Raw genomic sequence first — 13133 nt, 5'->3', positions numbered from 1 at the left:
ATTTTCATTGAGTATAAGTGACCGTTTAGGAACAGATTTAGTCTTTCTAGGGACAGTAGAAATCTGAGGACAAATAAGGGATATAATGGAGTCAGAAAAAATCAATCTCCAAAAAGGAGAAAAGAAAGGATTTTTATGATGAAAAAATATCTTTATTCTAGTTTGTTAGTTCTTGCAGGAGGCGTTCTCCTAGCAAATACTACGGTAGCCTATGCTGATTCCCCATCAGCAAGTGAGAAAGAAGCGATTGCTCAATTAGTTAATCAAGGCAAGATAAAAGCTGAAGAAGCTGATCAAGTAAAATTGATTGGTTTTGAAGATAAAGAAACCCAAGCAGAGGGAAATCAAGAGAAGAAAGCTTTCAATCAATATCGTGATCCGAAAGGAACATGGATGCAAACCAATGGTAAATGGTGGTTTAAATACGGTTCAGGTGGGTATGCTAAAAATTGGGAACAATTAGATGGCAAGTGGTACTATTTTGATGACCAAGGATGGATGAAAGAAAATACTTGGATTCAACCTGATGGTAATTATTACTACTTATCTGCTAGTGGTGCTATGGTCACTGGTTATCAACGTGTGAATGGTACACCATACTTCTTTAGAGCCAGTGGTGTATGGGTAGAAAATCGTGGACAGGCACTTGGTGAATACGCAGAGACATTTGTAGGAAAAATCCCATATGTTTGGGGTGGGGCAGATTTGAATAGTGGCGTAGATTGCTCAGGATTTACGATGGCTATTCATGCTAAGTTTGATATTAGTATTCCTAGAGTAACCTATGGTCAAGCAACAGGAGGAAGCTATATAAGTAATGGTTCTCAACAAGCTGGAGATTTGATTTTGTATAATAGTGAAGAGACAAATGACCATGTAGGTATTTATGTTGGTGGTGGAAAGGTAGTTCATGCTCCATATCCAGGTCAATATGTTTCTTATATGAATCAATACGGTATTACTCAAAATACAATTCGTAGATATTGGTAATATTGTCTAATTTTTCACAATATTATTGACTTTGACAATGAAAAGTATTAGAATATAGCTAAATAAAGAGGGGAAGCCCTCTTATAGCTATTCAATAAAGGAGGAAATGGCTATGAAAAAATCTAAACTACTTACACTTGGTTTGCTTGCAGGTGCTGGTCTACTTTTGTCTATCAACCAAGCACAGGCTGCAGATACTTGGGTTAAAAATGGTGCTGACTGGAATCTTTCACAAGATGGCAGTCTAGCTAAGGATAAATGGGTACAAAATGCTGGGTCATGGTATCACTTCGACATCACTGGTAAAATGCAGACAGGTTGGCTCAAAGACGGTAACACTTGGTATTCGCTCGCAGATAGTGGCGCTATGCGTACTGGCTGGTACAAGGAAGGTAGCACATGGTACTCACTAGCAGATAGTGGCGCCATGCGTACAGGTTGGTACAAAGAAGGGTCTACATGGTACTATCTTCATTTTAGTGGTTCTATGATGACAGGTTGGGAGTTCATAGATGGTAAATGGTCTTACTTTGAAAAATCAGGTGCTATGGTTGCAGATAGAGCTGTTCTAGCCAGTGATGGGGAAAGTTATGTCATTGGTAAGGATGGCTATCTAGCAAATAGAAAAGATGCTGGATACAGTATTCATGATATTGTCAAACTTGGAGATGGGCAAGAATATTTGCTAAATGCTAAAGGTGACGATGTTATTATTGAAAAAAATGCTTGGTATATCAGACCAGAGTTCAAGAAGTTTTCTAATAAATATGGAGATGAGGTTGCAAATACTACCTTAGCTTTAGTGGATAATAAAGAAGAAGGACAAGAAATTGATCCTAAGGCAGTTTTACAGAACTTCCAAAACTTACCAAATCGCTACTACTTTGATGAAAATGGACATCGTGTGATTAATATCCCAGCAATGACAACCTATTCAGAGATTAAAAAAGTTGGCAATGATGTCTATTTAGAAAATCCAGGTGCACGACTTCGTCTTGGAGCTACCCACTTTACAATCAATAACAATAAACTATACTATTTAGAAAATGAGCAAGGTAAGCTCAAAACAGGTTACTTTGTATTGATTGATGATGGTATGGCTACAACCCACTATCACATCCTAGCCTATGCGGATCAATCTGGTGAAATTCTTAAGATGAAACGCTTGCCATCAGGAGTTTCAGATTATCTGGATAAAGAAATCGATGGTTTATATGGTGAAAAAATTAAAATTGAATCTCCACACTCAAACGAATATTATAAAGTGGTTGTGGTTAAATAAAAATAACATCTTCACAACTAATCGTTAACGCTCTAACCAATATACCATTTTCAGGAGGCTTTAGATTTCTTGTATTTTAAAAGGAAACTAAAGCCTTTTGTAGATGGAGCAGGGGATAGAGTTATCTATAAAATAATGAAAAGGAGTCTGTCATGGAAATGAAAAATACATTTGTAGAATTGGAACAATTTGAAGAGTTAACTCCAGAGGTTTTGGAAGAAGTGAATGGTGGAGGGATTTTTGAAGATACCGTAAAATGGTGCGATAAATTATTTAGTACGGGTAGACACTTTGCTTAAATTCACAGTATTCGTTAGAGATTAGATTTATTTATGATTATTTTAGAATTCTTAGTTTCTGTGCTATATATACTGTTGGTAGTCGTTTCAACCATGGTTCCTACTATTTATTTGGGTGCTCAAATTTCCCCAGAATTTTATAAAAAACGTTATTGGGTCCTTGTATTTTTAATTAGTTTATCTGCTCGCCAAACATTTGGAGAATTATTTCATATAGGAATCATTCTCTTCTTTTACTGTATTTTTTTACTAGTATTGCACAAGGGAAAAGGGGAAGCTTTTTTTCTTTCTCTGTATCTTTTTCTCTTCTTTCAAAGTATTCGTTATTTATTTTTGACAATTTGGATTCGTGTATTATCTGGTGAGCCTTGTTGTTTTGTAGATTCGTTTTCCACTTTATATAGATCTGTATTTGATTTATTATCAATATTTCTATGTTCTACAATTATGAAACGTTGTTCTTTGGATTTGGATTTATTCTTTTCAGATGCTTTCAAAACCCACTATTATAAGAGTTTTTTCATTATCCTACCTCTGACTGGATTTAGGATATTCTCTTCGTTTATGACCAATAGAAATAGTTCGTTCTACGTTCGTTTTGATACGACCATTTCTCTCCTGATTTTCATTCTCTTTTTCTCTTGGCTCTTTTACATCAAGCATTTGGAGCAGGTTTATCGTGATGAGCAGACCATTCAGAGACAGGAAGATGAAAATCGTTCCTTGCAAGGAATGGTGGATAAGTTGGGACATCTCTATGATGAGGTTCGAGGTTTCCGTCATGATTTTGCGGGAATTGTCGCCAGCATGGAGCCTGCCATAGCAAATCAAGACATGGCTGAGGTATCTACCATTTATCAAGATGTCTTTCTAAAGACTAATGAAAAGCTGAGGAAGGCGGATTACACGTCCTTTAATCTTCACAATATCCATGATATAGCTATTCGCAATACCTTGGCAAAAGCCATGATTGTGGCAGATAAGCAGGGAATTCATTTTAGTTTGGAGACGGTGGGGGTTGTCGAAGAGCTGGCATTGCCTATGTTGGAGGCTATCCGTATCCTCTCTATCCTCACGACAAATGCTTTAGAAGCAGCCAGTGAGGCTGAAAATCCGCAGATTCGGGTTGCTTTATTGGCAGGTGATAGGAGTGTCCGTTTTATCATTGAAAACACTCGTAAGAAAGAAGAACTGAATCCCAGTATTCTCAGTCAAAAGGGTTACTCTACCAAGGATAACCACAGTGGACTGGGCTTGGCAACCTTGGAGGACATGGTTTTTCATTATGATTTAAACTTAGATACCCAGCTAGGAGAGACGACTTTTAGACAAGATTTAGAATTGCCATTTAAGGATGAGAAACGAGGGGGAGAGGAATGAGAATTTTAGTTTTGGAAGACGATAGAGTCCAGCAAGGACGGATAGAGCAGACTTTACTAGATATCGGTCGCTCTCGCAATTTAAGATTGGAAATTGATATTGCCAAAAACTATGGGGATGTTGAAAAGTATTCTCAGTATTTTGACCATTACCAGCTCTATTTATTAGATTTAGAGATTGATGGAGAGCGTGAACGGGGCTTTCAGGTTGCTCAACAGGTTCGGGAGCGGGATCCTTTTACAAGCATTGTCTTTGTGTCCACGCACTCGGAGGCCTTACCTCTAGCTTTTCGCTACCACTTGTCTGCCTTGGATTTTATTTCCAAGGATCAGCCAGAGGCGGACTACTGTCATCAGCTGGAGCGCTGTCTGGACTATGTACTGGCAGTAGATAAGAGGGAAAATATGCGTCTCTTTACCTATAGTTTTGAGGGAAGACGGGGCTTCACTCTGCCCTACCATGAAATTTTAGCCTTTGAAACTTCAGTGGAATCCCATCGTATCAAGGTCTATTATGCCAATCATTCTATCAAGACCATTTATGGCAGTCTCAAGGATATCGCTGCCAAGGCTGAAAAAGATTACTTTGTCTATGCCAATCGCAATACGTTAGTCAGTTTACAGGCTATTGAAGAGATGACTGCCACAGAAGTGACCTTGTTAGAAGGCTTGCATTTCCCCGTATCACGAACAGCCAGAAGAACCCTTAAAAAATATCTTAATGTCTAATATCTGTTAGATTTGAATGAGTTTATCAATAAGAATATCGGAAAATTTTCTGATATTCTTATTTTTTGACTTCTTTTTCGAATAGATAAGTAAGAGGAAAAGAAAAGGAGTTTTCTTCATGTATCTACCGATTTTCTATTCATGGTATATTAAATTATTTTTCAAATAAAATTTAATTTAGTTGTTTATTTTTGAATTGTTTTTCGAATAGATAAGTAAGAGGAAAAGGAGAGGAGCCTAGTTCATGTATCTACCAATTTTTTATCCGTGGTTTACTAAATTATTTTTCAAATAAATTTAATTTCGTTGTACACTTTCGACTTCTTTTTCGAATAGATAAATAAGAGGAAAAAGAAAGGAGCCTGGTTTATGTATCTACCGATTTTCTATTCATGGTACATTAAATTATTTTTTAAATAAAATTTAATTTAGTTGTACATTTTCGAATTATTTTTCGAATAAATAAGTAAGAGGAAAACGAAAGGAATAAAATAATGAAAGAACATTATTACGGATTTGTTGAGCTAACTTCGGAAGAATTGACCGATATTCAAGGTGGAGAAAATTGGACGAAGACCCTTGTAGATTGGTACATTGGATTTCGTAGAGGTTTTGGTTTTTAGGAGGATAAGAGATGAATGAAATGAATGATAAGTATACTATTGAAGTATTAAAGGAAAGCGACTTAGCCTTGCTGGTGGGTGGTAGTGAGGCAAGTTACCAACATGGTTTAATGGTGGGGTTCATTTTACGTCGTGCGTTATTTGGATTCTAAGATAATATTTAGAGAGTGAAGCTTACCTACAACAATGAACAGAATATATGAAAAAGGAAATACAAATAACTACCTTTTTCAATTGTTAAGAATCAAAAAAGGAGAATAAGATGGAACAAATTAAAAATATGGAAAATAATTTTCATGTAATGAGTCATGAGGAATTGGCCGATGTAGAAGGAGGCTTGCTATTTGGTCTGGTAGTAGTTGGAGGAGTCGCAATTGCAGGAACATTTTTATTGGGTGCGGTAGATGGTGCTTCAGGAGCACATGCTAAGCGTCGTGGACGTTAACAGGGAAGGAAGAGCGCTGATGGAACGCATAATAGAAAGTTGGATTACTAGGGTAGAGAATTTTTACAGTTTGCAGTCAATTCCTGTGAAAGTATTCATTTTCATAGTTGGAGTAGTTGGGATTTATGCTTTAGGGACATTACTTTTAGGACCGGTTTATTGGGCGGGGCAGAAGTTTGGCGAAACAATTTACAATTATTTGTTTCAATAAAAAATTATAGATAAAGAGGAACAGACATAATGAATATGATAAAAATTGAAGAAAAATTTACAAGTCTTACAGAAAAAGATTTGGCAACAGTAGAGGGTGGTCGAGTGTCATGGAGAGGTAATATTAACATCGATGTCCACAAAGTGATTGATAGTACGGGAAGATTTTTCGGTGGTATCTATAATGCTGGTAGATCATTTGGGCGAAATGTTTACAATGCATTTTATTAATATAGTTTATTAAAATGAATATCATATATTATATTTTTGAATTCGTTTTCGAATAGATAAATAAGAGGAATACAGGGAATGATTATTTCAGTAATTCAAGATTTGGATGAAACAATTTAATAAACACTGCTATACCAAACTTGTCAAGTTTGCAACAAGACAAGCATTAAAATAAAAAAGGAGGCATTCGTTATGAATACAAAAACGATGTCACAATTTGAAATTATGGATACTGAGATACTTGCTTGCCTTGAAGGTGGCGGATGCAATTGGGGAGATTTTGCCAAAGCAGGTGTTGGAGGAGGAGCAGCACGAGGTCTTCAGCTAGGAATTAAAACAGGAACATGGCAAGGTGCAGCAACTGGTGCTGCGGGAGGAGCTATATTTGGAGGTGTGGCCTATGCAGCGACATGTTGGTGGTAATTATGGATTTTAAAAGTTTTATTATTGGTTTAGTAGTTGGTATATTTGGTCCCTATATGGATGATCTAATTAGAAAAAAATTTTTAAAGTCTTCGGAGAAGAAAACAGAAAAATTTGTCAAAAAATAATCAAAACGATAAATGATGAATCTGATTCAAAATTATCTTGCACATGTAAAGAGGACCATCTCTCCTCTTATCAGGTAAATAGGAATCTTGCAGTAGCGAATCAAAAAAGGAGTAACTATGAATCGTAATTTAGAACGGTGTTATCTATTCTGACTATGAATAGATCATACCAGAGGTGGCTTATAAATAGCGGGGACATTAGAAATTGAAGTAACTTTAAATAGGATATCGTAAATGTTGCTATCAATGATTTATTTGTCCCAAGCTTGCCTAGGGTGTCAGTAAAAAATCAATTTCCTTTCAAAATAGCATATTTTTAGTAGGTAGGACGTTTGTTCTGCCTATTTTTTGCTAAAAAGTGCAGTTGAAGTGTCTATTTGCATCATTTGGAGTTTTACATGTATTTTTGATAAAAAATAGGTATAGAAATTAGGAAAGTTGAAGAAAAGGAATGAAGGAGGTCTTAGTTTGTGATTTTTTACATACTTTTAAGGCTTGATGAACCAGTTTGAACTAATATATAATTGCTAGAAATTGAATACACTACTCCTTGAGGGCATTTTGCCCTTTTTTATATTTTACAATAAGTGTAAAAGGAGAGTTTTTATGCGTTACGGTTATGTTCGAGTATCTACAAGAGAACAAAATATTGATAGGCAATTTTCAGCATTGGTAGAAAACAAATTATCAAAAGAGAATATTTTTATTGATTACGTTTCAGGAAAAGATTTTGACAGAATGGAATATCAAAAATTATTAACTACCTTGAAAGAAAATGATGAATTGGTTATTAAATCAATTGATAGGTTGGGAAGAAACTATGATGAAATTTTAGAACAATGGCAAGCAATTACTAAGAAAAAGAAAGTAAATATAACTGTTTTAGATTTCCCCTTATTAAATACAAAGAATAGCAATGATAATATCACAGGAAAACTAATCTCCGATATCGTTTTACAAGTCCTATCTTATGTGGCACAGTTTGAAAGAGAACAAATCAAACAAAGACAAATGGAAGGAATACGGGAAGCACAGAAAAAAGGGAAGAAATTCGGCAGACCAAAATTGGTTGTTCCGAATAATCTCCCTGATGTGATAGCTCAATATAAGAAAAAAGAAATAACCTTACGAGAAGGTGCAGACATCTTAGGAGTATCAAAAAGCACCTTTCACAATTGGATAAAAAATTCATAGTTCTTGTCAAAAAACCTAGGATTTTTTGGACAGAAAATACAGTCTATTTTAGAAGCGTTTTCGTTAGAAAAAAGGTTCTAAAATCCAGCATTTTGACCAATTATTATTACACTTCCATTTTATCAAGTTTGTCCAAAAAAGTCTAGATTTTAGGACAAACTGATTATTTTACAATAAATAAAAATAGGGGGACACGAAATGGACACCAAAGCTAAAAAGTTCACACTTGCAACGATTTCAGCTCTATCACTTCTTGGGGTAGGAATTGTTACATCACAATCAGTAGCCACTAATGATAGGCTGGTTTCCACTCAAGCAATCAAAGGTCAATCCTACAATATCTTAAACTCTGAGGTCACTAGTACTTCTTCTGGTACTACTCTAGTTGGGATTGAAGGGACTTTCTTAACGCCAGATAAACAGGCTATCTTAGATCGTATCAATGCTATTCGAAAAGAGGCAGCAGATGAAGGTCTAGTTACTAGCTATGTTCCGATCAAATGGTCAACTGAACTAGAAAAAACAGCCTTCGTTCGGGCAGCAGAAGCTTCTGTAACTAGGCATCATAAACGTTTATCTAATAAAGATATTTGGAGTGCCTGGCCTTCAGGGAATTTTTCACTAGCCGAAAACTTAGCTTGGAACTATGATGGATTTATGACAGCTATTAATCAATGGTATGACGAAAAAGCAGATTACGTCAAATCTCGTAGTGGGGCAAGTGTATCTGGTCAAACTGGACACTACGAATCCTTAATCAATTCAGAATTGACCTATATGGGTTTGGCAGCCTTTGAAAACCCTGTCACTCAAAATGGATGGATTACCGTTGCACAAAGTTTCGGAACATCATCTGGTGGCTCTGAAGAATTAGCTGGTGGTTATGGAAAGGCCATTCAATATACAGAAGCAAATTCTTCTCAGATTCAAACATTTGCGACTAAGGCGAATCTTTTTGACAAAGACTTGAAGGCAATCGGAACTCATACCAGTAAGAAAACAAAACAAGGTAAGTCTAACGGGACTAATAAACCAGGTTTCTTTTTTCAAATGCAAGATATTGGTAGGGGTATGGGTTTTTGGCGACAATCTGGTTCTCGTTGGTGGTTTATGCAACTTGATGGGTCTTACCCTTACAATCAGTGGGCAAAATTAGATAATATCTGGTATCACTTCGATAGTTCAGGTTGGATGCAAACTGGCTGGATAAAAGACAACGGCACGTGGTACTATCTCGACGGTTCAGGTGCTATGAAGACTGGTTGGTTCAAGGATAACGGTAGTTGGTATTATCTTGATAGCTCAGGTGCTATGAAAACAGGCTGGATGAAGGTATCTGGGAAATGGTACTATGCCTATAGCTCTGGTGCCCTAGCAATCAATACGACTACACCAGACGGCTATCGCGTCAATTACAATGGAGAATGGGTATAGGATAAGATTATAAAAAATAGATAAAAAGAAAAGGAATACAAAAATTATGAAAAAAATCGTTTTAACGACTACAGCAGTTTTATCACTCCTAGCAACAGGAGCTACAATTTCAAGTGTCAATGCAGCAAGTGGCGTCCCGATGGTCAAGTTCTGGTCTCCTGCAGCTAATGCTTATGTTGAAGAACCTGCTCCTGGGTATCGTGATACAGATTTAGTCGCAACAGATGTGACGCTTGTAGAAAAAAGAAAAGCACAACTTGGAGCATTTTCTGATGGTGAATTTACAACGGTTGATTGGGTAGATAATGCTTATAGACAAGAATTCTCTAAGCAATTTGCAAGTTTTGAATCCAACGGCATTGCTACATTCAACGGTAAAACAATTGTCTTTAAAGCAACAGACTATGGTATCTATACCATGAAGTTTGAATTAAATGGTACTCTCTATAAGTTAACTGCTGATGTCAGAGAAAATCTAGGAAAAGGAGGTCCTTTTTACACTTATGTAACCAAACTAGAAGTCTTATCAAATAATCAAGCAAATACTATCTCGAATACGAGTACTGAAAAACAAATAGAAGCAACAATTACAAAGGTTGAAATTCATCATTTTGGATTTAATTTTGAAGGTGTACTCTCAGAGCCACTACAACACGGAGGAGATAATGCAGCTAGAGGAAATGTTACTCTAATTGATAAGGCTACCGGAAAGATTGTGTACCAACATAATAATGATGTCATCTTTAGTGGTCTAACTAATGACGTCAACGACCAATTTCTTTTGCCTTTAATTTATAGTAATAAATTTAAAGGGGATGTTTTCGATATCAGACAGTTTCCTGCCGGAACATACATCTTGGAGATGTCTGGAGAAGCTGGCTCTCCGCACGATCACTCAGTTGATAATAGAAAACGTGTCTTTAAAGTTAGAAAAGAGGTGACTATCGGAAATCCTTCAACAAATTCAAATACTAACACCACAACTCAATCAGGTTCGAATTCATCTAGCTCGTCAACTTCTACAAGTTCGTCATCTGGAAACTATTCTAACACGGATACAACCATGACGACCCATCAGTCTAAATCTACTTGGATGTATTCGAATGGTCGCTGGTGGTATAAACACGAAGATGGCACTTATACAACTAATGACTGGGAAAAAATCAATGGTGTTTGGTATCGTTTTGATAACTCTGGTTGGATGCAAACTGGCTGGGTAAAAGACAACGGCACGTGGTACTATCTCGACGGCTCAGGTGCGATGAAGACAGGTTGGGTCAAAGATAACGGTAGCTGGTACTACCTTCAAGATTCAGGAGCTATGAAAACAGGCTGGATGAAAGTATCTGGCAAATGGTACTATGCCTATAGCTCTGGTGCACTCGCAATCAATACAACTACACCTGACGGTTATCGTGTCAGTTACAACGGTGAGTGGGTATAAAAACAATTTCAAATTGTAAGATTAAACATATGAAAAAATTATTTCTATTCAGTATTAGTATATTAGCTATCTCTATTTTAACGGCTTGCCAACATCAGAGTGAAAACACTTCTGCAACAAGTTCTGAAGCAATTGCTTCAAGTACTAGTTCAACTTTTTCTACATCGGAAGAGAAGAAAAATGATTACACCCTATATAATCCTGTCCTTAAAGAATATGCCAAAGTATTAGATGATTCATCAGCTTCACCTAAAGAGCTCAATTCAAAAGCAAACTTAAAAAACACTTATCCTAAAGAATATTCTGGATTACAGTATAGCTTGTATGATTTAGACCAAGACGGTACGGACGAACTTTTGATTGCCCTAAAAATGGATTCTAACTATTACGATTTATTAGATATTCGAACTCTTAAAAATAGTGAAGTTATTCGACTGACCAATGCAGAAAACAATCTGGACTTTATTGGAGAGCGAGTACATTTTAATCCTTTAGAAAATGGTTATTTTCAATTATCTACCCGAGTATCTACTAATCAAATCCAACTTAAACTATACAAGTTGAATCAGGATGGAACACGGTTAGAACTAGTCATTGAATCAGATACAGAAGAGGGACTGGGGACAAAACCACCTTCCCTTGACATAAGATCTTTCTTTTGGAAATCTGTCACAAGTCTTATAAATGGAGAAACAAGCCTTCCGTCAGAAAGTAAAGGGATGGATATTACTGCAATTCAAAATGGAGATTTTTCTAGTGTCGCAGGCACTTGGAGGAATCGTACAGGTATTGAATTCACCTTTGACAAAAATGGTTTAGTAAGTGATCATTCCAAGATTTCAATTGAACATGCTAAGGAAATTGACCACTATCTCAAGGCAAGTTCTGTTTCTAAAGATGGAGGTGCTGGTGCAGCTATTGCCTTTTTACCAGCAGGAATCCCTATAACCATGTCTGTCACCTCTTCTTCAGATAATGGCTATACTGACTCGTCTGATATTACACAAGACCGCTTATGGTTTGGACACCAACTTATCAATGGTAGTACCGAGGGATTTTTTTACAAGGTAGAATAGTTTTAATAGACTTACAAATTTATCAATAAGAATGTCGGAAAATTTTCTGATATTCTTATTTTTTTGACTTCCTTTTCGAATAGATAAGTAAGAGGAAAAAGAAAGGAGTCTGGTTTATGTATCTACCGATTTTCTATTCATGGTACATTAAATTATTTTTTAAATAAAATTTAATTTAGTTGTACATTTTCGAAATTTTTTTCGAATAGATAAGTAAGAGGAAAAGAAAAGGAGTTTGCTTCATGTATCTACCGATTTTCTATTCATGGTATACTAAATTATTTTTCAAATAAAATTTAATTTAGTTGTACATTTTCGAAATTTTTTTCGAATAGATAAGTAAGAGGAAAAAGAAAGGAGTTTGCTTTATGTATCTACCAATTTTCTATTCATGGTTCATTAAATTATTTTTTAAATAAAATTTAATTTAGTTGTACATTTTTGAAATTTTTTCGAATAGATAAGTGAGAAGAAAAAGAAAGGAATAAAATAATGAAAGAACATTATTACGGATTTGTTGAGCTAACTTCGGAAGAATTGACCGATATTCAAGGTGGAGAAAGTTGGGTGAAGACCCTTGCAGATTGGTACATTGGATTTCGTAGAGGTTTTGGTTTTTAGGAGGATAAGAGATGAATGAAATGAATGATCAGTATACTATTGAAGTATTAAAGGAGAGCGACTTAGCTTTGCTGGTGGGTGGTAGCAAGGAAAGTTATCAACGGGGTCTAATTACAGGTCTATTGTTACGCGGTATATTTATTGGAACCCCATTTTTTAGAAGATAAGATTTAGAAAAAATAGAACAAGAGGAGAAAAAAGATGACAAATTTTGACAAAATGGAACAGAACTTTGTAGCTCTTACAGAAGAAGAGTTGATGGATGTGGATGGGGGAGCATTGCCCCTTGTAATCGCCGGAGTGTCTATCTGGAAGATAGGTGCAGCAGTAGCAGGTGGAGCAGCAGCGCTTTTTGCTGGAGGAGCAGCTTTGGGGTATTATGCGAATAGACCATAATCTGATTGTAGTCAGAGAGGCATTTCTATGTTTTTAAAAAAAGAAGTGATATTATTAGGGGTATTGTTATCGCTACGTATTATTTTTACTATCGTTCAAATTTTAATTGATTATAAAATATTATCTGGACAGTATAGTATAAATTTTATGGATATTTCAGAAGTATTTACTTATCCAATACTCATTTTAATCATTTACATAGCAATAAAATATAATACAAAGGAGTAAT

The 13133-nt window shown here is 35.8% G+C and carries 20 protein-coding genes; all 20 read left to right on the top strand.

Annotated elements, in window-relative coordinates; translation table 11 throughout:
- Window positions 1-135 precede the first annotated feature (135 nt).
- The 20 genes from HT671_RS01335 to HT671_RS01245 all read left to right on the top strand — a co-directional run bounded on the left by HT671_RS01335 (window position 136) and on the right by HT671_RS01245 (window position 13132).
- Entirely contained in the window at window positions 136-990 is an 855-nt protein-coding gene (locus HT671_RS01335; protein WP_023935480.1) for a C40 family peptidase, read from the top strand.
- A gap of 112 nt (window positions 991-1102) precedes the next feature.
- Window positions 1103-2272 carry an N-acetylmuramoyl-L-alanine amidase family protein gene (locus HT671_RS01330; RefSeq protein WP_138703021.1) on the top strand — a complete coding sequence of 390 codons (1170 nt, stop codon included), beginning with the start codon at window positions 1103-1105 and terminating at the stop codon, window positions 2270-2272.
- Between the two features lie 152 nt (window positions 2273-2424).
- Window positions 2425-2571 (top strand): smi_0057.1 family bacteriocin-like peptide, encoded by a 147-nt coding sequence (locus HT671_RS01325; RefSeq protein WP_000425303.1) that lies wholly within the window; start codon window positions 2425-2427, stop codon window positions 2569-2571.
- Window positions 2572-3135: 564 nt separating this feature from the next.
- Complete coding sequence (locus HT671_RS11485) at window positions 3136-3951, top strand: GHKL domain-containing protein (RefSeq protein WP_240148708.1); 816 nt, start codon at window positions 3136-3138, stop codon at window positions 3949-3951.
- A complete protein-coding gene (locus HT671_RS01315; RefSeq protein ID WP_001221866.1) occupies window positions 3948-4679 on the top strand; it encodes a response regulator transcription factor in 732 nt (243 codons plus the stop codon). Before HT671_RS11485 ends, HT671_RS01315 begins: the two co-directional genes overlap by 4 nt.
- 494 nt (window positions 4680-5173) lie before the next feature.
- On the top strand, window positions 5174-5302 hold the full coding sequence (locus HT671_RS01310; RefSeq protein ID WP_000658221.1) for a smi_0059.1 family bacteriocin-like peptide: 129 nt from the start codon (window positions 5174-5176) through the stop codon (window positions 5300-5302).
- An 11-nt stretch (window positions 5303-5313) separates the two neighbouring features.
- A complete protein-coding gene (locus HT671_RS01305) occupies window positions 5314-5454 on the top strand; it encodes a hypothetical protein (RefSeq protein ID WP_001004581.1) in 141 nt (46 codons plus the stop codon).
- Window positions 5455-5564: 110 nt separating this feature from the next.
- On the top strand, window positions 5565-5747 hold the full coding sequence (locus HT671_RS01300) for a class IIb bacteriocin, lactobin A/cerein 7B family (protein WP_000435077.1): 183 nt from the start codon (window positions 5565-5567) through the stop codon (window positions 5745-5747).
- Between the two features lie 19 nt (window positions 5748-5766).
- Window positions 5767-5958 carry a hypothetical protein gene (locus tag HT671_RS01295; protein WP_000439598.1) on the top strand — a complete coding sequence of 64 codons (192 nt, stop codon included), beginning with the start codon at window positions 5767-5769 and terminating at the stop codon, window positions 5956-5958.
- A gap of 29 nt (window positions 5959-5987) precedes the next feature.
- A complete protein-coding gene (locus HT671_RS01290; protein WP_001055966.1) occupies window positions 5988-6188 on the top strand; it encodes an SPPN_00645 family bacteriocin-like peptide in 201 nt (66 codons plus the stop codon).
- Between the two features lie 192 nt (window positions 6189-6380).
- On the top strand, window positions 6381-6611 hold the full coding sequence (blpU, locus tag HT671_RS01285; RefSeq protein ID WP_001093485.1) for a bacteriocin-like peptide BlpU: 231 nt from the start codon (window positions 6381-6383) through the stop codon (window positions 6609-6611).
- 2 nt (window positions 6612-6613) lie between these two features.
- Window positions 6614-6739, top strand: a complete 126-nt coding sequence (locus tag HT671_RS12010) for a PncF family bacteriocin immunity protein (RefSeq protein ID WP_007284823.1) — start codon at window positions 6614-6616, stop codon at window positions 6737-6739.
- Between the two features lie 606 nt (window positions 6740-7345).
- Window positions 7346-7933, top strand: coding sequence for a recombinase family protein (locus tag HT671_RS01280; RefSeq protein ID WP_001268846.1), 588 nt, complete (start codon window positions 7346-7348; stop codon window positions 7931-7933).
- A 198-nt stretch (window positions 7934-8131) separates the two neighbouring features.
- On the top strand, window positions 8132-9367 hold the full coding sequence (locus HT671_RS01275) for a CAP domain-containing protein (protein WP_172923011.1): 1236 nt from the start codon (window positions 8132-8134) through the stop codon (window positions 9365-9367).
- 46 nt (window positions 9368-9413) lie between these two features.
- The gene (locus tag HT671_RS01270; RefSeq protein ID WP_000725077.1) at window positions 9414-10811 is read left to right on the top strand and encodes an N-acetylmuramoyl-L-alanine amidase family protein; all 1398 of its coding nucleotides are present in this window, start codon (window positions 9414-9416) and stop codon (window positions 10809-10811) included.
- A gap of 29 nt (window positions 10812-10840) precedes the next feature.
- A complete protein-coding gene (locus HT671_RS01265; RefSeq protein WP_138703023.1) occupies window positions 10841-11887 on the top strand; it encodes a DUF6287 domain-containing protein in 1047 nt (348 codons plus the stop codon).
- Between the two features lie 492 nt (window positions 11888-12379).
- Complete coding sequence (locus HT671_RS01260) at window positions 12380-12508, top strand: smi_0059.1 family bacteriocin-like peptide (protein ID WP_000658224.1); 129 nt, start codon at window positions 12380-12382, stop codon at window positions 12506-12508.
- Between the two features lie 11 nt (window positions 12509-12519).
- Window positions 12520-12675: a hypothetical protein gene (locus HT671_RS01255; protein ID WP_166735291.1), complete on the top strand. Its 156-nt coding sequence runs from the start codon at window positions 12520-12522 to the stop codon at window positions 12673-12675.
- 34 nt (window positions 12676-12709) lie between these two features.
- The gene (locus tag HT671_RS01250; protein WP_000180815.1) at window positions 12710-12904 is read left to right on the top strand and encodes a class IIb bacteriocin, lactobin A/cerein 7B family; all 195 of its coding nucleotides are present in this window, start codon (window positions 12710-12712) and stop codon (window positions 12902-12904) included.
- Window positions 12905-12931: 27 nt separating this feature from the next.
- A complete protein-coding gene (locus HT671_RS01245) occupies window positions 12932-13132 on the top strand; it encodes a hypothetical protein (RefSeq protein WP_000478865.1) in 201 nt (66 codons plus the stop codon).
- Window position 13133: the final 1 nt, after the last annotated feature.

Source organism: Streptococcus sp. 2741, from assembly GCF_013276315.1.
GTDB lineage: Bacteria > Bacillota > Bacilli > Lactobacillales > Streptococcaceae > Streptococcus > Streptococcus pseudopneumoniae.
The sequence above is the reverse complement of the archived record's forward strand: the minus strand, read 5'-3'. Positions and strand labels throughout refer to the sequence as shown.